The organism is Sulfitobacter sp. 1A15299, assembly GCF_043556915.1.
Taxonomy (GTDB): domain Bacteria; phylum Pseudomonadota; class Alphaproteobacteria; order Rhodobacterales; family Rhodobacteraceae; genus Sulfitobacter.
Map to the genome: position 1 here is coordinate 90,474 of NZ_JBIFFJ010000008.1, position 21,164 is coordinate 111,637.

The 21,164-nt window shown below is 63.7% G+C and carries 20 protein-coding genes; 3 read left to right on the top strand and 17 right to left on the bottom strand.

What is annotated here, in order from left to right; all coding sequences use genetic code 11:
• Positions 1–31: 31 nt before the first annotated feature.
• From recG to ACGYK7_RS10995, 4 genes are all read right to left on the bottom strand, one after another.
• Positions 32–2,122, bottom strand: a complete 2,091-nt coding sequence (gene recG, locus ACGYK7_RS10980; protein WP_394402129.1) for an ATP-dependent DNA helicase RecG — start codon at positions 2,120–2,122, stop codon at positions 32–34.
• Entirely contained in the window at positions 2,119–4,239 is a 2,121-nt protein-coding gene (gene ligA / locus ACGYK7_RS10985) for an NAD-dependent DNA ligase LigA (RefSeq protein WP_394402131.1), read from the bottom strand. Before ligA ends, recG begins: the two co-directional genes overlap by 4 nt.
• Before the next feature lie 101 nt (positions 4,240–4,340).
• Positions 4,341–5,048, bottom strand: a complete 708-nt coding sequence (gene ctrA, locus ACGYK7_RS10990; protein WP_394402133.1) for a response regulator transcription factor CtrA — start codon at positions 5,046–5,048, stop codon at positions 4,341–4,343.
• 104 nt (positions 5,049–5,152) lie between these two features.
• Complete coding sequence (locus ACGYK7_RS10995) at positions 5,153–5,422, bottom strand: DUF1153 domain-containing protein (protein ID WP_394402182.1); 270 nt, start codon at positions 5,420–5,422, stop codon at positions 5,153–5,155.
• A 120-nt stretch (positions 5,423–5,542) separates the two neighbouring features.
• Between ACGYK7_RS10995 and mnmA the strand changes: the two genes are divergently transcribed.
• Complete coding sequence (mnmA, locus tag ACGYK7_RS11000) at positions 5,543–6,685, top strand: tRNA 2-thiouridine(34) synthase MnmA (RefSeq protein ID WP_394402135.1); 1,143 nt, start codon at positions 5,543–5,545, stop codon at positions 6,683–6,685.
• A gap of 6 nt (positions 6,686–6,691) precedes the next feature.
• On the opposite strand, the gene lpxB is transcribed toward mnmA, so the two are convergent.
• From lpxB to pyrH, 13 genes are all read right to left on the bottom strand, one after another.
• The gene (gene lpxB / locus ACGYK7_RS11005; protein ID WP_394402137.1) at positions 6,692–7,843 is read right to left on the bottom strand and encodes a lipid-A-disaccharide synthase; all 1,152 of its coding nucleotides are present in this window, start codon (positions 7,841–7,843) and stop codon (positions 6,692–6,694) included.
• A complete protein-coding gene (locus ACGYK7_RS11010; RefSeq protein WP_394402138.1) occupies positions 7,840–8,640 on the bottom strand; it encodes an LpxI family protein in 801 nt (266 codons plus the stop codon). The genes lpxB and ACGYK7_RS11010 overlap by 4 nt, the downstream gene beginning before the upstream one ends.
• On the bottom strand, positions 8,637–9,419 hold the full coding sequence (gene lpxA, locus ACGYK7_RS11015; RefSeq protein ID WP_394402140.1) for an acyl-ACP--UDP-N-acetylglucosamine O-acyltransferase: 783 nt from the start codon (positions 9,417–9,419) through the stop codon (positions 8,637–8,639). The genes ACGYK7_RS11010 and lpxA overlap by 4 nt, the downstream gene beginning before the upstream one ends.
• Entirely contained in the window at positions 9,416–9,886 is a 471-nt protein-coding gene (gene fabZ, locus ACGYK7_RS11020; protein WP_271687454.1) for a 3-hydroxyacyl-ACP dehydratase FabZ, read from the bottom strand. The genes lpxA and fabZ overlap by 4 nt, the downstream gene beginning before the upstream one ends.
• Positions 9,887–9,968: 82 nt before the next feature.
• The gene (locus tag ACGYK7_RS11025) at positions 9,969–10,553 is read right to left on the bottom strand and encodes an OmpH family outer membrane protein (RefSeq protein WP_394402142.1); all 585 of its coding nucleotides are present in this window, start codon (positions 10,551–10,553) and stop codon (positions 9,969–9,971) included.
• 4 nt (positions 10,554–10,557) lie between these two features.
• Positions 10,558–12,936, bottom strand: coding sequence for an outer membrane protein assembly factor BamA (bamA, locus tag ACGYK7_RS11030; protein ID WP_394402143.1), 2,379 nt, complete (start codon positions 12,934–12,936; stop codon positions 10,558–10,560).
• Between the two features lie 171 nt (positions 12,937–13,107).
• A complete protein-coding gene (locus ACGYK7_RS11035) occupies positions 13,108–13,233 on the bottom strand; it encodes a hypothetical protein (RefSeq protein WP_269451576.1) in 126 nt (41 codons plus the stop codon).
• A 136-nt stretch (positions 13,234–13,369) separates the two neighbouring features.
• The gene (gene rseP / locus ACGYK7_RS11040; RefSeq protein WP_394402146.1) at positions 13,370–14,722 is read right to left on the bottom strand and encodes an RIP metalloprotease RseP; all 1,353 of its coding nucleotides are present in this window, start codon (positions 14,720–14,722) and stop codon (positions 13,370–13,372) included.
• Positions 14,723–14,726: 4 nt separating this feature from the next.
• Positions 14,727–15,902, bottom strand: coding sequence for a 1-deoxy-D-xylulose-5-phosphate reductoisomerase (gene dxr / locus ACGYK7_RS11045; protein ID WP_394402149.1), 1,176 nt, complete (start codon positions 15,900–15,902; stop codon positions 14,727–14,729).
• A 6-nt stretch (positions 15,903–15,908) separates the two neighbouring features.
• Positions 15,909–16,700: a phosphatidate cytidylyltransferase gene (locus ACGYK7_RS11050; protein ID WP_394402152.1), complete on the bottom strand. Its 792-nt coding sequence runs from the start codon at positions 16,698–16,700 to the stop codon at positions 15,909–15,911.
• A gap of 11 nt (positions 16,701–16,711) precedes the next feature.
• Positions 16,712–17,449 (bottom strand): polyprenyl diphosphate synthase, encoded by a 738-nt coding sequence (gene uppS / locus ACGYK7_RS11055; RefSeq protein ID WP_067261562.1) that lies wholly within the window; start codon positions 17,447–17,449, stop codon positions 16,712–16,714.
• Between the two features lie 47 nt (positions 17,450–17,496).
• Positions 17,497–18,063, bottom strand: coding sequence for a ribosome recycling factor (gene frr / locus ACGYK7_RS11060; protein WP_007120421.1), 567 nt, complete (start codon positions 18,061–18,063; stop codon positions 17,497–17,499).
• A 173-nt stretch (positions 18,064–18,236) separates the two neighbouring features.
• Positions 18,237–18,962 carry a UMP kinase gene (pyrH, locus tag ACGYK7_RS11065; protein ID WP_394402156.1) on the bottom strand — a complete coding sequence of 242 codons (726 nt, stop codon included), beginning with the start codon at positions 18,960–18,962 and terminating at the stop codon, positions 18,237–18,239.
• 130 nt (positions 18,963–19,092) lie between these two features.
• Here pyrH and miaA point away from each other — a divergent pair, with 130 nt between their 5' ends.
• On the top strand, positions 19,093–19,983 hold the full coding sequence (miaA, locus tag ACGYK7_RS11070) for a tRNA (adenosine(37)-N6)-dimethylallyltransferase MiaA (protein ID WP_394402158.1): 891 nt from the start codon (positions 19,093–19,095) through the stop codon (positions 19,981–19,983).
• 100 nt (positions 19,984–20,083) lie between these two features.
• The gene (locus tag ACGYK7_RS11075; RefSeq protein WP_394402160.1) at positions 20,084–20,860 is read left to right on the top strand and encodes a helix-turn-helix domain-containing protein; all 777 of its coding nucleotides are present in this window, start codon (positions 20,084–20,086) and stop codon (positions 20,858–20,860) included.
• Positions 20,861–21,164: the final 304 nt, after the last annotated feature.

Here is a 21,164-nt window from a genome sequence, read left to right on the forward strand (position 1 = left end):
AACATCCGCGAACATAAAGAGTCTATATGCGCTAACCCACTGTTATCAAACGGATCGCCTCGTCCTGCCGCATGAGCCACAAAAGCACCCTCACGGCCTTGCCGCGCGGCCCTTCGAGGCGGGGGTCATCGACCAAAAGCTTACGGGCATCCGATTGCGCCACCGCCATCAGGCCCGCCTGACGCTCTAGGTCCGCCACGCGGAAACGCGGCACGCCGGACTGCGCGGTGCCGATCAAATCCCCCGTACCGCGCATCTGCAGGTCGGTTTCGGCGATGACAAACCCGTCCTCGGATTCGCGCAGCACCTCAAGCCGCTGGCGGCCCGTCTCGCTCACCGGCGCTTGATACATCAAAAGGCAGGTCGAGGCGCCTGAGCCGCGACCGACCCGACCCCGCAACTGGTGTAGCTGCGCGAGACCGAAAATCTCGGCCCGCTCCACCACCATGATCGTCGCATTGGGCACGTCAACGCCGACTTCGATCACCGTGGTGGCGACCAGCACTTTGGTCTCCCCCGTTTGGAAGGCGCGCATGGCGGCGTCCTTCTCGGCGGGCGGCATCTGGCCGTGGACCAGCCCGACAACGCCCTCGCCCAGAGCGGCACGCAGACGTTTGAACCGGTCCTCCGCCGCCGTAAGATCGCTGACCTCGCTTTCCTCCACCAGCGGACACACCCAGTAGCACTGCCGCCCCTCGCCGATCGCATGGCGCATCCGATCAATGACCTCATCCATCCGTGAGGTCGAGACGAGCGCGGTGCGAATGGGCTGCCGCCCGGGGGGCTTTTCGTCGAGGATCGACACATCCATATCGCCGTATTGCGCCAGCGCCAGACTGCGCGGGATCGGCGTGGCGGTCATCACCAAAACATCGGCGAGCTTCCCCTTGCGGCCCAGTTCCAGCCGCTGCCGCACGCCGAAACGGTGCTGTTCGTCAACCACGGCAAGGCGCAGATCGGCAAAGCTGACATCGGCCTGAAAGACCGCATGGGTGCCGACGAGGATTTGGATATCGCCGCGTTCCAGCGCCGCGAGCTTGGCCCGACGCTCGCCCCCCTTGTCGCGCCCGGTGAGCAGTTCCAGCACAACGCCCGCCTGTTCCGCCAGCGGTTGAAGCCCCATAAGGTGCTGACGGGCAAGGATTTCCGTCGGTGCCATCAGCACCGCTTGTCCTCCCGCCTCAACCGCGCGCAAGAGCGCCATGAAGGCCACGAGCGTCTTGCCCGCCCCCACATCGCCCTGCAACAGGCGGTTCATCCGGGTCTCACGGCCCATGTCGGCGGTGATCTCTTCGATCGCGCGCTGCTGCGCGCCGGTGGGGCGGTAAGGCAAGGACGACAGCACCTTTTGCTGCAGCCGCCCGTCGCCCCGGTTCGCCCGCCCCATTTTGCGCCGCTCATTCTGTCGCGCCAATGCCAATGTGACTTGATGGGCGAAAAGCTCATCATAGGCCAACCGCTCGCGGGCGGGCGCGGTGGCGGTCAGGTCTTCGGCCTTCTGCGGATCATGGGCGGCCCCTGCGGCGGCGGCGAAATCGGGCCAACCGGCCTGCGCCACCTGCCCCGGATCGGCCCATTCGGCCACCACCGGCAGCCGTTTCAACGCACCGCGGGTGGCCTTGTACATCAGTTTCTGCGTCAGCCCGGAGGTCAGCGGGTAGACCGGTTCGAAATCGGGAATGCTGCTGGCCTGATCCTCCGGCACCGCGAAATCGGGGTGGACCATCTGCGCCATCCCGTCGAAAAACTCCACCCGGCCCGAGACGATGCGGCGGCTGCCTTCGGGCAAGTGCCGCTGCCAGTAATCACCCCGCGCGTGGAAATAGACCAGTTGAAAACTGGTCTGCGCGTCTTCGACCATGATGCGATAGGCGCCACCCTTGTTGCGGGCCGGGCGATGCGCGCCAATGGTCACGGCGACGGTCAGCGTCGCGGGCAGATGGGCGTCCTTCACGCTGTCGCGCAGGCGGCGGTCGATGCCGGAATGCGGCAGGGTAAAGATCAGATCGCGCGGCGCTTCGATGCCCAATTGCCCCAGCAATTGCGCGGTCTTAGGCCCCACCCCTTCGAGCGTTTCCAGCCCGGCAAAAAGCGGGAAAAGCTGCTCCGGTCTGCCGCTCATTGGCCGTCGATCAGGGCCAGCCAGCCGTCTTCATCCAAGGTCTCGATCCCCAGTTCCGCGGCCTTCTTGGCCTTGGACCCGGCCCCCGGCCCGGCGACCAGAATGTCGGTCTTGCCGCTGACCGAGCCCGAAACCTTGGCCCCCAAACGCTCCGCCCGGGCCTTGGCCTCGGCACGGCTCATCTTCTCCAAAGTGCCGGTGAAGACGACCGTTTTGCCCGCCACGGGGCTGCCTTCGGTGTCGGGCCGCTCGGCAGGGACTACGGTCAAATGGGCCACCAGCCGGTCGATGGAGGCGCGCTCCGCCTCCTGCGCGAAGGCCGACACGAGCGACCCTGCCATGACGCTGCCCACCCCATCGACCCCAATCAGATCGTCCCAGGCCGGGCCGTCCAGCCCGCGCGCCTCGGCCATGGCGGCCTCGAAACTCTGCCAATCGCCGTAGTGCAGGGCGATCAGGTTCGACGCCGCCTCGCCCACATGGCGAATGCCCAAGGCAAAGATCAGCCGCGCCATCGGGATTTCGCGCCGATCTTCAATGGCTTGGAACAGGTTGTCGGCCGATTTCGGCCCCCAACCTTCGCGGTTTTTCAACTGCTGCACGCCGCTGCCGTAACGCTCTTTCAGAGTGAAGATATCCGCAGGCTCTGCAATCCAGCCGTCGTGGTAGAACTGTTCGACCTGTTTGGTCCCCAGACCGTCGATGTCAAAGGCTTTGCGGTTCACGAAATGGATCAGCTTTTCAACGGCTTGGGCCGGACAGATCAGCCCGCCGGTGCACCGCCGCACCGCATCGCCCGGCTCGCGGATCGCATCCGATCCGCATTCAGGGCAGGTTGTCGGAAAGACGAAAGGCGCCGCATCCTCGGGGCGTTTCGACAGGTCCACATCAGCCACTTTCGGGATCACATCGCCCGCGCGGTAGATCTGCACCCAGTCGCCGACGCGCACATCCTTGCCGCCGCGAATTTCGGCCCCCTTGCTGTCGAGCCCCTTGATGTAATCCTCATTGTGCAGCGTGGCGTTGGAGACGACGACACCGCCCACCGTGACCGGCTGCAGCCGCGCCACGGGAGACAATGCGCCGGTTCGCCCGACCTGAATGTCGATGGTCTCAAGCCGGGTCCATGCCAGTTCGGCGGCGAATTTATGGGCCACGGCCCAACGCGGGGTGGTCGAGCGGAAACCGAGCCGGTCCTGTAGGGCGAGGTCATCGACCTTGTAGACCACGCCGTCGATGTCATAGCCAAGGGTGGCGCGCTGCGCCTCGATCGTCTCGTAATGGGCGACCATTTCGCCCGGCCCCTCGCAGAGCGCGGTCAGAGGGTTGGTCGAAAACCCCAGTTCCGCCAAACGGTCGATGGCCGCCTTTTGGGTGTCGGCCAGGGGGGCCGAAAGCGCGCCCCAGGCATAGGCGAAGAACCGCAGGGGCCGCGCGCGGGTGATTTCGGGGTCCAATTGGCGCAGCGATCCGGCGGCGGCGTTGCGTGGGTTGGCAAAGGTCTTGCCGCCCCTTTCGGCCTGCCGCGCGTTCAGGGCCGTAAAATCGGCGTGGCTCATATAGACCTCGCCGCGCACCTCCAGCAGATCGGGCGCGTTCTTGAGCTCTTGCGGGATGTCTTGGATTGTGCGGGCGTTCGCAGTGACATTCTCACCCACAGCACCATCGCCGCGGGTGGCGGCTTGGACCAGCACGCCGTTTTCGTAGCGCAGAGAAAGTGACAGCCCGTCGATCTTGGGCTCGGCCGTATAGGCCAGCGGCGCATCGGCGCCGAGGCCGAGGTATTTGCGGATTCGTCCGTCGAATTCGGTGACTTCCTCGGCGTCGAAAGCATTGGCGAGCGAGAGCATCGGCACCGCATGGCGTATCTTGCCAAAGCCTTCGGCAACCGGCGCGCCGACCTGTTCGGAGGGGCTATCGGCGCGCTTGAGGTCCGGGAAACGCGCTTCGATCTTGGCATTGCGGCGTTTGAGCGCGTCATATTCCGCATCGGAAATTTCCGGTGCATCATCCGTGTGATAGGCGGTATTGGCCGCGCTCAACACCTCGGCCAGCCGGGCCAATTCCGTCTCTGCCTGCGCTTTGGTCAGCGCTTCAACCTCGATCTGGGATGTCACGATCTGCCCCCGATATTGTCATCTGTCGCTTAGATAGGTGGCGATCAGGGGCAGGTCTAGCGATTTCAGGGCGAATGATTTCAAGCCCGAGCCGAGGGGGATCAGGCGCTGGCGGCCAAGTCCAACGCGACCGGGTCAGGATCGCGCAGCACATAGCCGCGGCCCCAGACCGTCTCGATATAGCTCTCCCCGCCGGTGGCCTGGCTCAGCTTTTTGCGAAGTTTGCAAATAAAGACATCAATGATCTTCAACTCAGGCTCATCCATGCCGCCATAGAGATGGTTGAGAAACATTTCCTTGGTCAGGGTGGTGCCCTTCCGCAGGCTCAGGAGTTCGAGCATCTGATATTCCTTGCCGGTCAGATGCACGGGGGTATCGTCCACGCTGACGGTCTTGGCATCGAGGTTCACCGCCACTTGGCCCGTCTTGATGATGGATTGCGAATGCCCCTTGGACCGCCGAATGATGGCATGGATCCGGGCGACCAGTTCCTCCCGATGAAAGGGTTTCGTCAAATAATCGTCGGCGCCGAAACCAAAGCCCCTCAGCTTGTTTTCTGTATCGTCGGAGCCTGAAAGGATCAGGATCGGCGTTTCGATCCGGGCGAGCCGCAACTGGCGCAGCACGTCATGGCCGTTCATATCCGGCAGATCGAGGTCGAGCAGGATCAAATCATAATCGTAAAGCTTGGCCAGATCGATTCCCTCTTCGCCCAGATCGGTGGCGTAGACGTTGAGATTCGCATGGGTCAGCATCAGTTCGATACTGCGAGAGGTCGTCGGGTCGTCTTCAACTAACAATACACGCATTTCGGTTACTCCGGCTCATCTTGGACGATGAGCTCACCCTGAGCAAAAAAGGTTAACTACCCGTTACCGATACTCGACAGGATAGATTAACAACTTAAAGTTGTCTATATTCTTTTCAAGGCCGTGGCCTTCAGAGCCGCCTCTCCATGTTCGGTAACCGCATGTAACCACTCCATAAATTCTTCATCACTGATACCGTAACGCTCCAGCGCTTCGGATTGGGTGATCAGCCCATAGACCACCCCCCGCACCACCGCCGCCTTGCGCGAGGCGACCCATCTGCGGGTTTCGGCGCTTGGCAAATCGGCGCGGGACATCACGCTCCCGTCAGCGAGGGTAACAGACCGTGGTCCATCGACTTTTTTCAGGTACATCGCATCATCCGCCATTGTTTTGGCGTCCAATAACCCCCACCTGCCTTAACGCTGCGTGAAGCCTGCCCTTGTGACTAGGTAGGATTTTCCTATATTCGCGCACAAACTCCGGAGAGACCCATGGCCCTTGATCAGACCCCGCCGCTCAATTCGCTTGGCTTTGCCAAAGCGCCTGCCGATACGCGCGTCGTCGTGGCGATGTCGGGCGGCGTGGACAGTTCCGTCGTCGCGGCCATGCTCAAGGATGAGGGCTATGACGTTGTGGGCGTCACCCTGCAGCTCTACGACCATGGCGCGGCGCTGGCCAAAAAGGGCGCCTGCTGCGCAGGGGTCGACATTCAGGATGCCCGCCGCGTGGCCGAGGAGATGGGCTTCCCGCATTACGTGCTCGACTATGAAAACGTCTTCAAAGACGCCGTGATCGACGAGTTTGCCGACAGCTACCTTGGCGGTGCGACGCCGGTGCCCTGCATCCGCTGCAACGAACGGGTGAAGTTCAAAGACCTGCTGGAAACCGCCAAGGATCTGGAGGCCGACTGTATGGCCACCGGTCACTATATCCAGCGCAAGATGGGTGAGCACGGCCCCGAACTCCACGCTGCCGCCGATGGCAACCGCGACCAGAGCTATTTCCTCTTCTCCACCACCGAAGAGCAGCTTTCCTACCTGCGCTTCCCGCTGGGCCATCTGCCCAGCAAGGACGACACCCGCAAGCTCGCCGCGAAATACGGGTTGGAGGTTGCCGACAAGCCCGACAGCCAGGACATCTGCTTTGTCCCCAACGGCGACTATGCTGCGGTGATCCGTAAACTGCGCCCCGAGGCCGCCGATCCGGGCCATATCGTCGATACCGAGGGCAACGTGCTGGGCCACCACGAGGGCGTGATCCACTACACCATCGGCCAACGCCGGGGTCTTGGCATCGGGGGTCTGGCCGATCCGCTCTACGTTGTGAGGCTCGACCCCGAGCGGAAAGAAGTTGTCGTCGGTCCGAAATCCATGCTCGCCACCCGCAAAATCCCGGTGCGCGAGATCAATTGGCTGGGCGATGCGCCCCTGACCTCGCAGGCAGAATGGAACATCGCCGTGCGCGTGCGCTCCACCCGTCCGCCGCGCGATGCGATCCTGCGCCCGATTTCCGAGACGGAGGCCGAGGTCGAGCTGCTCACCGCCGAGGAAGGCGTCTCACCCGGGCAGGCCTGTGTTTTCTATGACCCTGAAAGCACACGTATCTTCGGCGGCGGCTGGATTCACCGGGGCTGACGGCCCCTAGAGCCGTGCCAGCACCGCGCGCGCGGCCCGCAGGCCGGGCGCCTCCCCCCCCTGCCCCAAACGCGCCATCGTCAGCGCCATGGCGTCCTTCTGAGCGCCGGGCGCGCGCAGCACCTGCAAGACGCCTTCGGCAATCGGGCCGGGGCGGCAGTTCGCGCCAATGAACTCCGGCACCACGCGGGTTTCCGAAACGAGGTTGACCAGCGTCACCGTATCCACCCGCAGCATCCGCCCGATGATCTGGCGGCTGATCCAATTCATGTCATAGGCGATGACCATCGGCGTGTTCACCGCGGCCAGTTCCAGCGACACGGTGCCCGAAGCCGCCAGCGCCACATCCGCTGCGCGGAAAGCAGCGCGTTTGCTCGCGGTGAACGCCTCGGCGCTTTGCTCGCGCGGGTCCAGCACCAGCGGATTGCCCGCCCAATTGCGCGTGACCTGTTTGACCAAGGCCGCCACGGGGGAGGCCGCAGGGACCACGACGCGCAAGGCCGGCTCGGCCTCCACCAATCGCGCGACGACCTGCTGGAACACCGGGGCCAGCCGCGTGACCTCCCCCCGGCGCGAACCGGGCAAGGCCAAGAGCAGCGGCGCATCGGCGAGGCGGTGTTCGGCGCGGAACGACGCGGCGGCGGCGTCATCTGCCACGGGCTCGGCCACCACCGGGTGGCCGACGAAGTCACAGGCCATGCCCGCCGCTTCCATATAGGGCGGCTCGAAGGGGAACAGGGCGAGGACGTGATCGACAGAACGGGCCATTTTCTCGGCTCTGCCGGGGCGCCATGCCCAGACGGTCGGGGCCACGTAATGCACGGTTCTGATGTCGGATTTTTCTTTCACCTTTCGCGCCACGCGCAGTGAGAAATCAGGGCTGTCGATGGTGATGAGCACATCCGGCCTCGTCTCGACCACCGCCTGTGCCGTCTCGTTGATCCGGGCCATCAACGCGCGGTATTTCGGCAGGATCTCGGCCAGCCCCATGACGCTGAGCTCATCCATATTGAACCGGCTTGCCAGCCCCTCAGCCATCATCTGCGGGCCGCCGATGCCGTCGAATGTCACCTCGGGGCAAAGCTCTTTCAGCCCTGCCATCAGCGCGCCGCCCAGCCGGTCGCCCGAAGGCTCGCCTGCCAGAATGAACACCCTCATCCCGCGTCCCCCTCTCGAACCCACAGCACCAATCCCAATTCATCGGCCAGCGCCGCGCATGCATCCCGCTCCAGCAGCATCACGCCGCCCGCCTTGACCACCACGCCCGCCAGCCCCGCCGCATGGGCGGCACGCAGCGTGTCGGGGCCGATGGTGGGCAGGTCGATCTCACGGATTTGGCCGGTTTTCGGACCTTTGCAAAGCACTGCGCGCGCGCCCTGCACCGCTTCCGGCAGGGTTGCGAGCAGGTGATCCGTGCCCCCGATGGTCTCAACCCCATAGACCTGTTCACGCCCGATCACGCAGGCCTGCCCGATGTCCAAGCGAGCCAACCCATCGAGCACTGCCGTGCCGCGCGCCGCGTCCCGACGCATCTGATCGTCGGGCAGTTCGCGGGACAGCACACCGCTGTCGGCCAGCAGGTCCGGGACCAGTTCATCGGCCCCGACCACCCGCAGGCCATGATCTTCGAAAATCCTCTTGATCACCTCAAGCGCGCCATTGTCCCCCGCGGCAAGGGCGGCTTTGAACTGCGGCACCAGAGGTGCGGTGCGCATGTCGAGCTTGGCAGGATCGAGCGTAGGGCGGTCAATCGCCCCGCAGAGGCACACCTCACGGATGCCAAGGCCCAGAAGATGCGCAAGCAGGCTGCCCAAAGTCTCCAACCGGAAGGTCAGATCGGCCTTCAGCCCATCGGGGGCGCAGCCCTCATAGGCGCAGACCAAGGGCGGCACCTCCTGCGCCGCCGCCACCCGCGCGGGCAGGCCACCGCGCCCGGCGATCAGCGCAAGACTCATTTCGGCGTCAGGAAATGGCGGCCCGTGTCGGCCATGACGAAATCGACGATCTGGCGGACGTAATCGCTTTGGGTCTCGTCTCCCAAACGCCGCGCCCGGTCCGAGAATGTCCCCTCGCCCTGCGCCAGCATCTGGAACGCGGCCCTGAGCGCCGTAATGTCGCTGCGCGCCACGCCTGCGCGTTTCAAGCCGACAAGGTTCAGCCCATCCAGATCGCCGCGCGGCGCTTGCACGAGGCCGTAGGGGATCACGTCATTGGTCACCATCGTCACCGCGCCGATGATCGCACCCTGCCCGATCCGCACCCATTGATGGATGCCCGACAGCCCGCCAATGATTACGTCGTCTTCGAGCACGCAATGCCCGGCGACGGCGGCGTTGTTCACCACGATCACACGATTGCCGACCACGGCGTCATGGGCGATGTGACAGCCAGCCATGAAGAGCCCGTCATTGCCCACGCGGGTCACCCCGCCGCCACCTTCGGTGCCGCAGTTCATGGTGACATGTTCGCGGATGCGGTTCCGCTCCCCGATGATCAGACGGCTGGCTTCGCCCTTGAACTTCAGATCCTGCGGGATCTCACCGATCACCGCGAATGGGAAGATCACCGTGCCCGCGCCGACCTCGGTCCGGCCGGTGACGACGACATGTGATTTCAGTTCCACATCCGCCTTCAGCACGACCTCGGGCCCGACCACACAGAAGGGGCCGACGCGCGCCGAGGGGTCGATCTGCGCGCCCTCTTCGATCACGGCACTGGGGTGGATATTGCTCATGCTGCGTCCTGCGGGAGATCCAACATCGCCATGAACTCGGCCTCGGCGGCCATTTCGCCCTCGACGGTGGCCACGCCGCCGAATTTCCAGATCTTCGCCCCCGGCTTGCCGCGCAGGGTCTTGAGGTCCATCCGCAGCACATCGCCGGGGCCGACCTTGCGGCGGAACTTACATTTGTCGATGGACATGAAATAGATCAGCATGTCGCGGTCCTGCATGCCAAGGGCCGTGCCCACCATCACGCCCGCGGTCTGGGCCATCGCCTCGACGATGGTCACGCCCGGCATGATCGGCGTGCCGGGGAAATGGCCCTGAAAATGCGGCTCGTTCATGGTGACGTTCTTGTAGCCGACAGCACTCTGGGTGCCCGCGATCTCTTCGACCTTGTCGACCAGCAGAAACGGGTAGCGGTGCGGCAGGATGCGCTGGATCATTTGGATATCGGCGCGCAGCAGCTCTTCGGTCATGGACTGTCCTTTGTCTCAGAAGGTTGCTGAAGGGCTACCAATTCGGACGGCTGGGGGCAAGCATCGCGGCAGGGTGCCGCGGCTACTCGGTGTCCGCCAGCCCGCTGCCAATCGTCTCGTCCAGCAGCGCAATCGCCTCATCCGTGACCTCAATCGCAGAGGAAGAGACGAAGACCCGCCGCCGTTCCAGAATGACCGCCGCGTCGGAATTGCGCATCAACTGCTCCAGCACCGGGGCCGCCGCCGCCAGAAACCGCTCCCGCTCGAGATCCAGCGCCTCGCTCAGCGCCCGGTTCTTTGCCGCCTGCTCTGCCCTCGTGCGCTGAACCTTTTCGTCAAAGGCATCGGCCAAAAGCCGAAACTGCGCCGGCTTCATCTGTGATCGCTTTTCGGTAAGTTCGCGCTCTTCCGCTTCAAGCGCCGCTTCGATCTCGCGGTTCTCGGTGGCCAAATCCTCGCTCTGAGCTTCGATCTCGCGGCTGACGCGCTGGCCAAAGGCGCTCTCGCGGAACAGGCGTTCGGAATCAATGGTGAGCACCGGGCTGATCACGCCGCCCCGCGCCGGGGCTTGCGTGTTTGTCTGAGGCTCTGTCCCGGGCGCCTGCTGCGCAAGGCCGGGGGTGGCCCCGGCCAGCATCATCACCAAGGGGATGAAAGCGCGGCGCATCGGCTTAGAACGTGGTCCGCAGGGTGACCTCAAAGCTTTGCTCTTTGTCAAAGCTCTCTTTCTTCAGCGCGTCGGAGACGTTGAACTGAAGCGGGCCAAGCGGCGTGTCCCAAAAGAGCGAGAGGCCGATCACATGACGGAACGAACCGCTTTCGCCGACGATGCTGCCGCCGGTGGTGTTGACGTCACTCAGATCCCACAGGTTGCCCACGTCATAGAAGACGCCGCCGGTGATGCCATATTCCTCAGGCAGACCCAGCGGGAACTCCGCCTCGAAACGGGCCACGGCAAAGAGGTTGCCGCCAAGCGCGTCGTCCACACCGTTGCTCTGGTCGCGCGGCCCAATGCCGCCCGGCTCGAAGCCGCGCATGATGGACGGGCCAAGGATAAAGCGGTCCACTGCGCGGTTGGTGCCGCTGTTCCAAGACAGCGCACCACCTTCAAGCGTGGCACGCAGGGTGACTTCCTCGTTAAAGATACGTTTCTCGCCCGCGATTTTGGCCGTGGTCTTGATATATTCGTTATCCCCGCCCAGACCGGCGAAGTCCTGCCCGAACTCGAAAAGAACGCCCTGCGTCGGGTCCAGCCCGCTGCGACGGGTGTCATAGGTATAGGTGTAGCCGACGGAGGAGGAGAAAAGCGCGCCGGCGTCGATTTCGTTCTGGATCGTGGCACTGTTGGTTTGGGGAACAGGCGTTGCCGTCTGATCATCCCGCTCCAGCATCTCGATCCCTTCGAAGGTATAGCGCGTCGACAGACGGCCATTCTCGCTCACCGGGAAGGTCAGGCTGGGCTGGAACACCAGACGTTCGGTGTCATAGCTTGTGTAGGAGGAATTGGTCTCGGCATAGTCCAGTTTGAGGCCAAGCGCCACGTCGCGGCCAAGGAAGCGCGGCTCGACGAAGGTCACGCCATAGCGGGTGGCATCCTCAGCGGTGGAGATCGACAGGTTCAGCCGCTGGCCGCGCCCGAGGAAGTTTTCCTCTTGGAAGCTGACCGCCACACCGAAACCATCGTTGTTCGAGAAGGAGCCGCCGAAGTTCAGCGAGCCTGTGGGCTTCTCTTCGACATCCACGTCGATCACGACCTGCTCTGGGCTGGAGCCTTGGCGGGCGTTGACCTCTGCCGTCTCGAAATACTGCAGCGCGCGGATGCGTTCCGCCGCTTGGCGAATTTCGCGCGGGTTGAAAGGGTCACCCTCGACGCTGTCGAACTCGCGCCGGATCACACGGTCGAGCGTGGTGGTATTGCCTTCGATGTCGATCCGCTCGACAAAGATGCGCTCCCCACGAGAGAGCCTGTAGGTCACGTTGAGCGACAGATCGCGGTCATTGCGGTCGATCACCGGCTCGACGCGAAGGAAATCGACACCATCGCGGATTGCTTGGCGCTCGATCCGGGCGATGTCATTCTCGATCAGGGTCGGGGAATAGATCACGCCGGGGCGGATCTTGAGCAGGTCGCGGTAAGCCGCCGCATTCAGGCCGGGCACGTCGGATTCCAGCTTCACCTCGCCGAAACGGAACTGCTGCCCCTCGGTGATGTTATAGGCCACAAAGACGCCATCACGCTCTTCGGTCAACTCGGCATTCACCGCCTCGGTCCGCATGTCAACATAGCCGCGCGACAGGTAAAAATCCCGCAGCATCTGTTTGTCGGCCTCGACGCGGCCCTCGACATAGGTGTCGCGTTTGACCAAACGGCGGAACAGACCGGCCTGTTTGGTGCCCAACACACGGCGCAGGCGGCGATCGGAATAGACGCGGTTGCCGACAAAGCTCAGACGCTCGATCTCGACATTGTCGCCCTCGAAAATCTCGAACACCAGATCGACGCGGTTCTGGTCGCGGCGGATGATGCGCGGCTGTACGCGGGCCGACAGGCGGCCCTCGTTGCTATAGGCTTCCGCGATGGCGGCGGCGTCTTGTTCGGCTTGGCTGGGGTTGAACACCCGGCGCTCGGTCGACCCGATGAGCTCGGCCAACATCTCATCCTTGATGCGGCGGTTGCCTTCAAAGCTGACACGGTTCAGCGTGGGCAGTTCGACCACGGTGATGACCAGCGTGCCGCCCTGCGGCTCAAGCGAGACAGATTCGAACAGGCCCGAGTTTTGCAGGTTCTGATAGGCGTCGTTCAGCTGACCGCCCGTCACCGCCTGCCCGCGCCCGATGCCCGCGCGGCGCAGAATGGCGCTGTCACCGATCCGCTCGTTGCCGTCGATGACGACCGTGTTGAACTGATATTGCTGTGCCTGCGCTTGGCTGCCGGGCACGAGCCAGGCGACGGACAACATGACACAAAGCGATGCCCCCCGAAGGGTCTTGCCGATATTGCTGCGCTCTGCCCATTCGACGGGCATTCTGCCCTCGTTCCTCAGTCCCATTACACCGACCCGTTTTTTTACGACATTGTTGTCAACCTGACTACGCAGGTTAACGGGGTTTGTCAAAAGCAACGGCGGGAAAAATAGTCCATATCATGCGGCAGCTTGGGCCGGAATGACATCATGAGCCGATAACGCTCAAATGCGCACGTTCAGGGCGTGGGGAGGCGGTTAAAGAGAGGCGACGAAAGCCCCGGCGGAAAGTGCGGCGGCGATGGCCGCGCCAAAGAAGGCACGGTCCCAGTTCAGGTCCAAAAGCAGGCTCAGGCCGCGGTATGTTCCTTGCAAGACGTGCATTTCCGGTTCCTTCTCGATGAAAGAAAACCATAGCCAAGGATTGCGGCACGATTTTGTTCAATTGTGGCCATTTGAAGGCATTGCGCCCTGCCCCGAATGGCAAGGCGCAGGCTGTCTTTCGCAGTCGCCGTGCCGCTTAGGGGCAGAACAGATCGTTGCCGAGTGCAAAGAGCATCAGGGTCAGCACCAAGGCGATGCCGATGCTCATCAAAAAGCGCAGCGCGCCATCGCTGGGCGGTTTGCCGGTCACCGCCTCATAGGCGTAGAACACCAGATGCCCGCCGTCCAAGGCCGGGATCGGGAACAGGTTCAGCAGGCCGACCGCCGTGCTCAGCACCGCGATGAAATAGATGAAGGACTGCGCCCCTTGGCTGGCCATCGCGCCCGAGGTCTGAGCGATCCCCACCGGGCCGCTGAGATTGCAGGTACTGATATTGCCCACAATCATCTCACGCAGGCCCGAGATCGACCCGGTGATGATGCGCCAAGTGTTGCCCAAGCCGGTGCCGAGCGCCTCGCCCACGCCGGGGGTGTCGGTCGCAGGCACAAAGGCCATGCCGCCGACGATGCCGATGCGCAGGTTTTGCTTGAAACTGCCATCGGGCTGCGGCTCATCCGTGGCTTTGGGGACAAGGGTGAAAGGCAGGCTCTCGCCATCGCGCCAGACGGTCAATTCCTGCGGCGCCCCTTCCGAGGCTTCGACCACCTCTTTCAATTCCCCGAAGGCCACGATCTCTTGCCCATTCACCGCAGTGATCACATCGCCGCTGCGCAGACCGGCCTCTTGCGCTGCAGATTGCGGGGCGACATTGCTGACCAGCGGCGGCATCAGATAGGGGCCGGGCACGGTCAGCTCTTCGCCATCGCGGGTGATGTCATAGCTCAGAACCGCTGCCTGCGGCAGGTTGGTCAGGAAATCGCCATAGCCTTCCCCGGCAGAGAGGGACGGCACCGGGGTGCCTTCGACCGCGCGCAGAATATCGCCCGGGGCGAGCTCATAGGCATCACTGGGCAGCGCGCGCAGCGCGCCCACGGTCAGCGGATCACGGGCGGTGCCCGCTGTCATCGCCACGGCAAAGAAGATGAGGATCGACAGGGCAAAGTTGAACACCGGCCCCGCCGCCACGGTCAGCGCACGGGCATAGAGCGGCGCGCCGTGCATCGTGTGGCGCAGCGCCTCGGGGTCGTCGGCCAGCGCTTCCATCGCGGTCTCATCCTTGCCCGAGGCCGCGTTGGAGTCGCCTGCGAATTTCACATAGCCGCCAAAGGGCAGCAGCGCGAATTGCCAGCGCGTGCCGCGCCTGTCGACGCGAGAAAAGAGCACGGGGCCGAAGCCGAGACTGAAGACATCCGCCTTGATCCCGGTCCAACGGCCCACGATGTAATGCCCGTATTCGTGGATCGCCACGATCACCGACAGCGCCACGACAAAGGCCAGAATCGTCCAGATCAGCCCGCCGAACTCCGGCAAAAACCCCATGATGTCCAACGTGCTACCCTGCCTTTTTCTGAATTGCGGCCTCTGCCGCCTTGCGTGCGAGATGGTCCGCCTGCGCCACCAATTCAAGTGTCATGTCGTCGCGGCCCTGCGCGGCCTCTTCGGCGCGACGCTCCAGCACCTCTTCGACGATCTCGGCCATCTGGGTGAAGCGCAGCCGCCCGTCGATGAACCCGTCAAGCGCCACCTCCTTGGCCGCGTTGAAAACCGCGCCCATCAGACCGCCCGCCGCCATGACTTCGCGCGCGAGCCGCAGCGCGGGCCAGCGGGCGTCATCGGGGGCGGTGAAATCGAAACGCCCGATCTTGGTCAGGTCCAACCGCTCGACCGGCAGAGGCCCCCGCGCGGGGTGGTGCAGCGCATAGCCGATGGCATGGCGCATATCCGCGGGGCCGACATGGGCCATCAGCCCCCCGTCGCAAAAGCCCACCAGCGCATGGATCATCGACTGCGGATGCACCAGCACCTCGATCGTCTCCGGCGAGACGCCGAAAAACTCACGTGTTTCAATAACTTCCATCGCCTTGTTAAACATCGACGCCGAGTCGATGGTGATGCGCTGCCCCATGTCCCAATTGGGATGGCTAGAGGCTTGGTCGAGCGTGGCATGGGCAAGGTCTTCGAGCGGCCAATCGCGAAACGCGCCGCCGCTGGCGGTGATGATAACGCGCTCGACGGCGGCCATGTCTTCGCCGACCAGCGCTTGAAACACGGCGGAATGTTCACTGTCCACGGGCAGGATCGTGGCGCCGTGGCGGTCGGCCTCGCCCATGATCAGCGCCCCGGCGCAGACCAGCGATTCCTTGTTGGCCAGTGCCAGCGTGCCACCTTGGCGCAGCGCCGCCAAACCCGGAGCCAGCCCCGCCGCTCCGATGATCGCCGACATGGTCCAATCCGCCGGACGCGATGCGGCTTCGGTGATCGCCTCGGCCCCCGCTGCGGCTTCGACCCCGCTGCCGCTGAGCGCGTCGCGCAGATCCTCCAGCAGGTCTTCGCGGGCGGTGACCGCAACCTCGGCCTTCAGCGCGGTGGCATCCGCCGCCAATTGCGTGATATTGCCCGCGCCAGTCAGGGCGACGACCTCATAGGCGTCGGGCGCGCGGCGGATCAGGTCAATCGTGTTCTGACCGATGGACCCGGTCGCCCCCAGTATCGAAATCGTGCGCGGCATAGCGGGTCAGTTCACGCCCGGCGGGAAGCCGATCAGCGGGCCGACGATCAGCAAGAAGACGGCAGCGCCCAGCATCCCGTCAAAACGGTCCAACAGACCGCCATGCCCGGGGATCAGCGCCGAGCTGTCTTTGACGCCCATCTTTCGCTTCATGCCCGACTCCGCCATATCGCCCATCTGAGAGGCCATCGACAGCGCCACTGAGATGCCGACGAGTTGCAGGCCAAAGCCCGTGTTGAACGAGAAAATCAGCCCGACAACAGCCGCCCCGACCCAGCCCGAGGCGGTGCCGGACCATGTTTTCTTGGGGCTGACCTTGGGCCAGAACTTGGGCCCACCGATGGCGCGGCCCGCGAAATAGCCCACCACATCGGTCACCACGACCACCAGAACCAGCCACATCAACCAGCCAAAGCCCATGTCATCGCGCAACTGGATCAGGCCAAAGCCCGCCAGCAGGATCAGTGCGGTGAAACTCATGTAAAGCGTGCGGTTGGCGCTCAATAGCGCGAAGCCCGCCAGCGCCGGGGCCAGCAAAAGCGGCAGGCCAAAGCCCACCGGCAGATAGATTGCCGCCAGCACCGCCGCGCCGGTCACCAGCCCCAGTTGCCAAGCTGCCGCCTGCCCCGGCCCGCGCAACATACCGACCAATTCCCAGACCATCATGCCGCAGATCAGCGCGACCAGCAGATGAAAGACGGTCCCGCCCAGCCAGATGCCCAAGAGACCGATCAGGATCATCGCGCTGGCCGACAGCATGCGGGCGCGCAGGTCGGACCATTGTTCAGGTGATTTCATCGCAGCTCTCCTCAGGTCTTGACCGCACCGAACCGCCTGTCGCGCCCGCCATAGGCGGCGCAGAGCCGGGCGAATTCCTCGCGGGTGAAATCCGGCCACAGCGTGTCGATGAACTCATATTCCGCATAGGCCGATTGCCACAGCAGAAAGTTCGAAATCCGCGCCTCGCCGCTGGTGCGGATCACCAGATCGGGGTCGGGCAGCACATGGGTGTCGAGGTAGCGCGGCAGGGTCTCTTCGTCCACCGAGTCAGGATCGAGCTTGCCGCTGGCGACGTCTTGGGCCAAGCGATGGGTGGCGCGGGCCACCTCGTCGCGGCCGCCATAGTTCAACGCGATGGTCAGATTGATGCGTGTGTTATGGGCGGTATGGGCCTCAAGCTCTCCCATGAGCTTGATCAGCTTGTCATCCAGCCGGTCGCGGTCCCCAATGAACCGCACCCGTGCGCCATAGTCGCTCAGGCTGCGCATTTCCTTGGAAATATAGCGCCGAAACAAGGACATAAGCCCCGCGACTTCGACCTGCGTGCGTTTCCAATTCTCGGTCGAGAAGGCAAAGATCGTCAGATACTCCACCCCCACATCGGGGCAGCATTCGACAATCTCGCGCACGCGTTTTGCCCCGGCGTGATGCCCAAAAAGCCGGGGCCGCCCGCGTTGGGTGGCCCAACGGCCATTGCCGTCCATGATGATCGCCACATGGCGTGGCCCGCCGGGTATCGTTTGGGGCTGAATTTCGGCGGTGCTCATGTCTCGACCTTTTCTTTCAAGTTCTGTTTCCCGGCGTCTTGGCGGGGTCAGACTTGCATGATTTCGGCCTGTTTCGTCTCAAGCTGGTCGTCGATAAGCGTGATGAAACGGTTGGTCAGATCCTGCACCTCGCCTTCCCAGATTTTCTGGTCGTCCTCGGACATGGCGCCGTCGTTCTTGGCCTTCTTGATCTGGTCCATCCCGTCGCGGCGAATGTTGCGGATCGAGACGCGGGCGTGTTCGGCATATTGGCCCGCGACCTTGGTCAGCTGGGTCCGGCGCTCTTCGTTAAGCTCGGGGATCGGCAGCATGATGATGGTGCCATTGAGCTGCGGGTTGATGCCCAGACCGCTTTCGCGGATGGCTTTCTCAACCTTGCCGACGAGACCTTTGTCCCAAACGTTGATCGTGACCATGCGCGGCTCGGGCACGTTGACGGTGCCGACTTGGTTCACCGGGGTCATCTGGCCGTAAGCCTCGACCATCACCGGCTCCAGCATGGAGGCCGAGCCACGCCCCGTGCGCAGCGATGCGAACTCGGTCCGAAGCGACGCAATCGCGCCGTTCATCCGCCGTTCAAGATCATCGGTATCGAGCATAAATTCGTCTGACATGGCGAGCCTGCTTGTTGTTTCCTTGCGTTACGGCTTTCTAACGGTGGCGCGGCGCTTTCACAACTGCCCATTGTTGTGCCACCATATGCGCACCGCGCCCCTGTTGTAAGAGGCGCGGGCAGCATGAGGCCAATCGCCCCGCCGTGGGGCGATGCCGTGGAATGCGGGCGGAATTACCCGACGCGGGTATAGGTGCCCTGCCCCGCCAAGATGCCTTGGAAGCCGCCCGGCTCATCCAGCGAGAAGACGATGATCGGCAGGTTGTTGTCCCGCGCCAGCGCAATGGCAGAGGCGTCCATCACGCCGAGCCGCTTTTGCAGCACGTCGTCATAGCTCACCAGATCATAGCGTTTCGCATCTTCGAACTTGGCCGGGTCCTTGTCATAGACACCGTCGACCTTGGTGCCCTTGAAGATCGCCTCGCAGGACATCTCATTCGCGCGCAGGGTCGCGGCGGTGTCGGTGGTGAAATAGGGGTTGCCGGTGCCCGCGGCAAAAATGCAGACCCGCTTCTTCTCAAGGTGACGCACGGCGCGGCGACGGATATAGGGCTCGGCCACTTCGTTCATGGTGATGGCGCTGATCACGCGGGTGTGGATGCCCAAGCCTTCGAGCGCCGATTGCATCGCCAGCGCATTCATCACGGTGGCGAGCATCCCCATGTAATCCGCCGTGGTCCGCTCCATCCCCTGTGCCGAGCCCTGCAGCCCGCGGAAGATGTTGCCGCCGCCGATCACCATGCAGATCTCGACGCCCAGACTGTGCACCGATTGCACCTCACGGGCGATACGTTCGACGGTTGGCGGATGCAGACCATAGCCGAGGTCACCCATCAGCGCCTCCCCGGAAATCTTTAGCATCACGCGGTTAAAGGAGACTTGGGGGGTGTCTTGGGACATCGGGCACACCTAATTATTTCACCAACCGGGGGAGATTTTAGCCTAGCGGCGGTGAAGGGTTTTCATTTCGCGCCAAAATGTCGCAAATACGCCCAAGGTTCAATGCGGGACGTAAGGAAGACGCAAAGAAATGCCGGATATTCCCAAGGCCCAGATGGACGCCCTGTTGCAAGGCTTGCCGCCCGAACGGCCCGTTTTGATCGCCGGGCCGACCGCCAGTGGCAAATCCGCCCTCGCGCTCGCCATTGCCGAGGCGCAGGGCGGCGTGATCGTCAACGCCGATGCCAGTCAGGTCTACGCCCCCCTGCGCATCATCAGCGCCCGCCCCTCGCCCGAGGAAGAGGCCCGCGCGCCGCATCTGCTTTATGGTCACCTGGCCGAAGATGCGCCCTATTCCACCGGCCATTGGCTGCGCGAGGTGGCCCCGCTGTTGGGCGGCGATCAGCGGGTGATCATCACCGGCGGCACCGGGCTTTACTTCTCGGCCCTGACGCAGGGGCTGGCCGAGATACCGGCCACCCCGCCGAAGGTCCGCGCGCAGGGCGATGAGATGGCGCTCGAAGACCTGTTGGCGGGGCTGGACGCCGAGACCGCCGCCGGCATCGACCAGCGCAACCGCGCGCGGGTGCAGCGCGCTTGGGAAGTGTGGCAGGCCACCGGGCGCGGCCTGTCGGACTGGCAGCGCGACACCGGCGCGCCGCTTTTGCCGCTGGCGGACTGCCTGCCGATCGTCTTCGATGTCGAGCGGGATTGGCTGAACGCCCGCATCGCGCAGCGCTTTGACCTGATGCTAGAGCAAGGCGCCTTGGAAGAGGTCGCCGCCCTTCGCCCGCGCTATGACCCATCCCTGCCCGCCCATCGCGCCATTGGCGTGCCGGAACTGATCCGCCACCTCGACGGCGATTGGCCGCTGCACCGCGCCCGCGAAGCCGCCGTTGTCGCCACCCGCCGCTTTGCCAAGCGACAGCGCACTTGGATGCGCAGCAAGATGGCAGATTGGCGGCGGGTGACGCCGGAATAGCCGCCGAACGGGCGGAATTTCTTGCGTTATCCCAACCCTTCGCTAGCCTGACGTTGATGATTGCTCTTGTAAGGTTTCCATTTCTCAACGAAAGCGCCGCGTGCCCGAGACAGAGATTCAAACCCAGTCCTTGGCCCAGCTTTCGGCGGGGCAAGACTGGCGGCTGACCCTCGCCCATGACCGGGACCACCATCTTTTGATCTGGATCACCCGGGGCCAAGGGCGGCTGTTGCTCGATGGTCAACGCCGCGGCATCAGCCCGCATAACGCACTTTGGATACCGGCGCGGTCGCTCTTCGCGCTGGAACTGGGCTATCAATGTCTGGGCCATGCGGTGCTGATCCCCGAAGACAGCGATCAAAGCCTGCCCGAGACCCCGCACCAATTGCGTATCCGAGACGGGGCCGCGCAATCGGAGATCTCGGCCCTCATCGAACAGACCCAAAGGGAGGTCCAGCAGGGCCGCCCCCTGCACCAAGATGCGCTTAAAGCGCAGGTGGCGCTGATGTCGGTCTGGCTGCGCCGCCAGATAATGGCAGAGGCGCATACCGCCCCCCGGCCCAAGGCAGGCGACAGGCTGAGCGCGCGGTTTTGCGCCTTGGTCACCCGACACGCCCCCAAGGGCACCAGCATGGCCGAACACGCCGCAGCTCTCGGCGTGACCCCAACCCATCTGACCCGCGCCGTCAAAGCGGCCACCGGCAAATCCGCCGCCGACCTTCTGACCGAGCGCAGTTGCCATGCCGCCCGCCGTCTGCTGGCCGAAACCGACCACACCGCTGCCGAGATCGCCGCCACCTTGGGCTTCGGCTCTGCCGCCTATTTCACCCGTTTCATGCAACAGCATAGCGGCCTTCCCCCCAGCAAGCTGCGCTGAGAGCCGGGCCAAAATGTCGCTTTCAGACCTTTGCAATGTCGCAAAAACTCCTCGAAGCCCCCGCGCCGATTGTTGACGCGCGACCATTTTCCGTGCCTCATGGCTGAACCGCTCCAAAAAGGGGCGGGGCAATGAACAAGCGCAGACTGCCAGAAAGACCGCGAAAAGGTCTTCGGCATGCCAACGCAACAAGGCAGAAAAACTGCCAAAAGAGGACCGGCGCCCTTAAGGCGCCGCACGAATTAAAAAGGCCAAAAGGCCGCATCGTCGGGCCAAGTCACCGCCCGACCCTGCTACAGGGGAC

Bases quoted from the DNA above. Each gene is read 5' to 3' on its own strand.
- recG (WP_394402129.1), bottom strand. From the start codon at position 2,122: ATGAGCGGCAGACCGGAGCAGCTTTTCCCGCTTTTTGCCGGGCTGGAA.
- ctrA (WP_394402133.1), bottom strand. From the start codon at position 5,048: ATGCGTGTATTGTTAGTTGAAGACGACCCGACGACCTCTCGCAGTATC.
- ACGYK7_RS10995 (WP_394402182.1), bottom strand. From the start codon at position 5,422: ATGTACCTGAAAAAAGTCGATGGACCACGGTCTGTTACCCTCGCTGAC.
- mnmA (WP_394402135.1), top strand. From the start codon at position 5,543: ATGGCCCTTGATCAGACCCCGCCGCTCAATTCGCTTGGCTTTGCCAAA.
- lpxB (WP_394402137.1), bottom strand. From the start codon at position 7,843: ATGAGGGTGTTCATTCTGGCAGGCGAGCCTTCGGGCGACCGGCTGGGC.
- ACGYK7_RS11010 (WP_394402138.1), bottom strand. From the start codon at position 8,640: ATGAGTCTTGCGCTGATCGCCGGGCGCGGTGGCCTGCCCGCGCGGGTG.
- lpxA (WP_394402140.1), bottom strand. From the start codon at position 9,419: ATGAGCAATATCCACCCCAGTGCCGTGATCGAAGAGGGCGCGCAGATC.
- fabZ (WP_271687454.1), bottom strand. From the start codon at position 9,886: ATGACCGAAGAGCTGCTGCGCGCCGATATCCAAATGATCCAGCGCATC.
- ACGYK7_RS11025 (WP_394402142.1), bottom strand. From the start codon at position 10,553: ATGCGCCGCGCTTTCATCCCCTTGGTGATGATGCTGGCCGGGGCCACC.
- bamA (WP_394402143.1), bottom strand. From the start codon at position 12,936: ATGGGACTGAGGAACGAGGGCAGAATGCCCGTCGAATGGGCAGAGCGC.
- ACGYK7_RS11035 (WP_269451576.1), bottom strand. From the start codon at position 13,233: ATGCACGTCTTGCAAGGAACATACCGCGGCCTGAGCCTGCTTTTGGAC.
- dxr (WP_394402149.1), bottom strand. From the start codon at position 15,902: ATGCCGCGCACGATTTCGATACTGGGGGCGACCGGGTCCATCGGTCAG.
- ACGYK7_RS11050 (WP_394402152.1), bottom strand. From the start codon at position 16,700: ATGAAATCACCTGAACAATGGTCCGACCTGCGCGCCCGCATGCTGTCG.
- uppS (WP_067261562.1), bottom strand. From the start codon at position 17,449: ATGAGCACCGCCGAAATTCAGCCCCAAACGATACCCGGCGGGCCACGC.
- frr (WP_007120421.1), bottom strand. From the start codon at position 18,063: ATGTCAGACGAATTTATGCTCGATACCGATGATCTTGAACGGCGGATG.
- pyrH (WP_394402156.1), bottom strand. From the start codon at position 18,962: ATGTCCCAAGACACCCCCCAAGTCTCCTTTAACCGCGTGATGCTAAAG.
- miaA (WP_394402158.1), top strand. From the start codon at position 19,093: ATGCCGGATATTCCCAAGGCCCAGATGGACGCCCTGTTGCAAGGCTTG.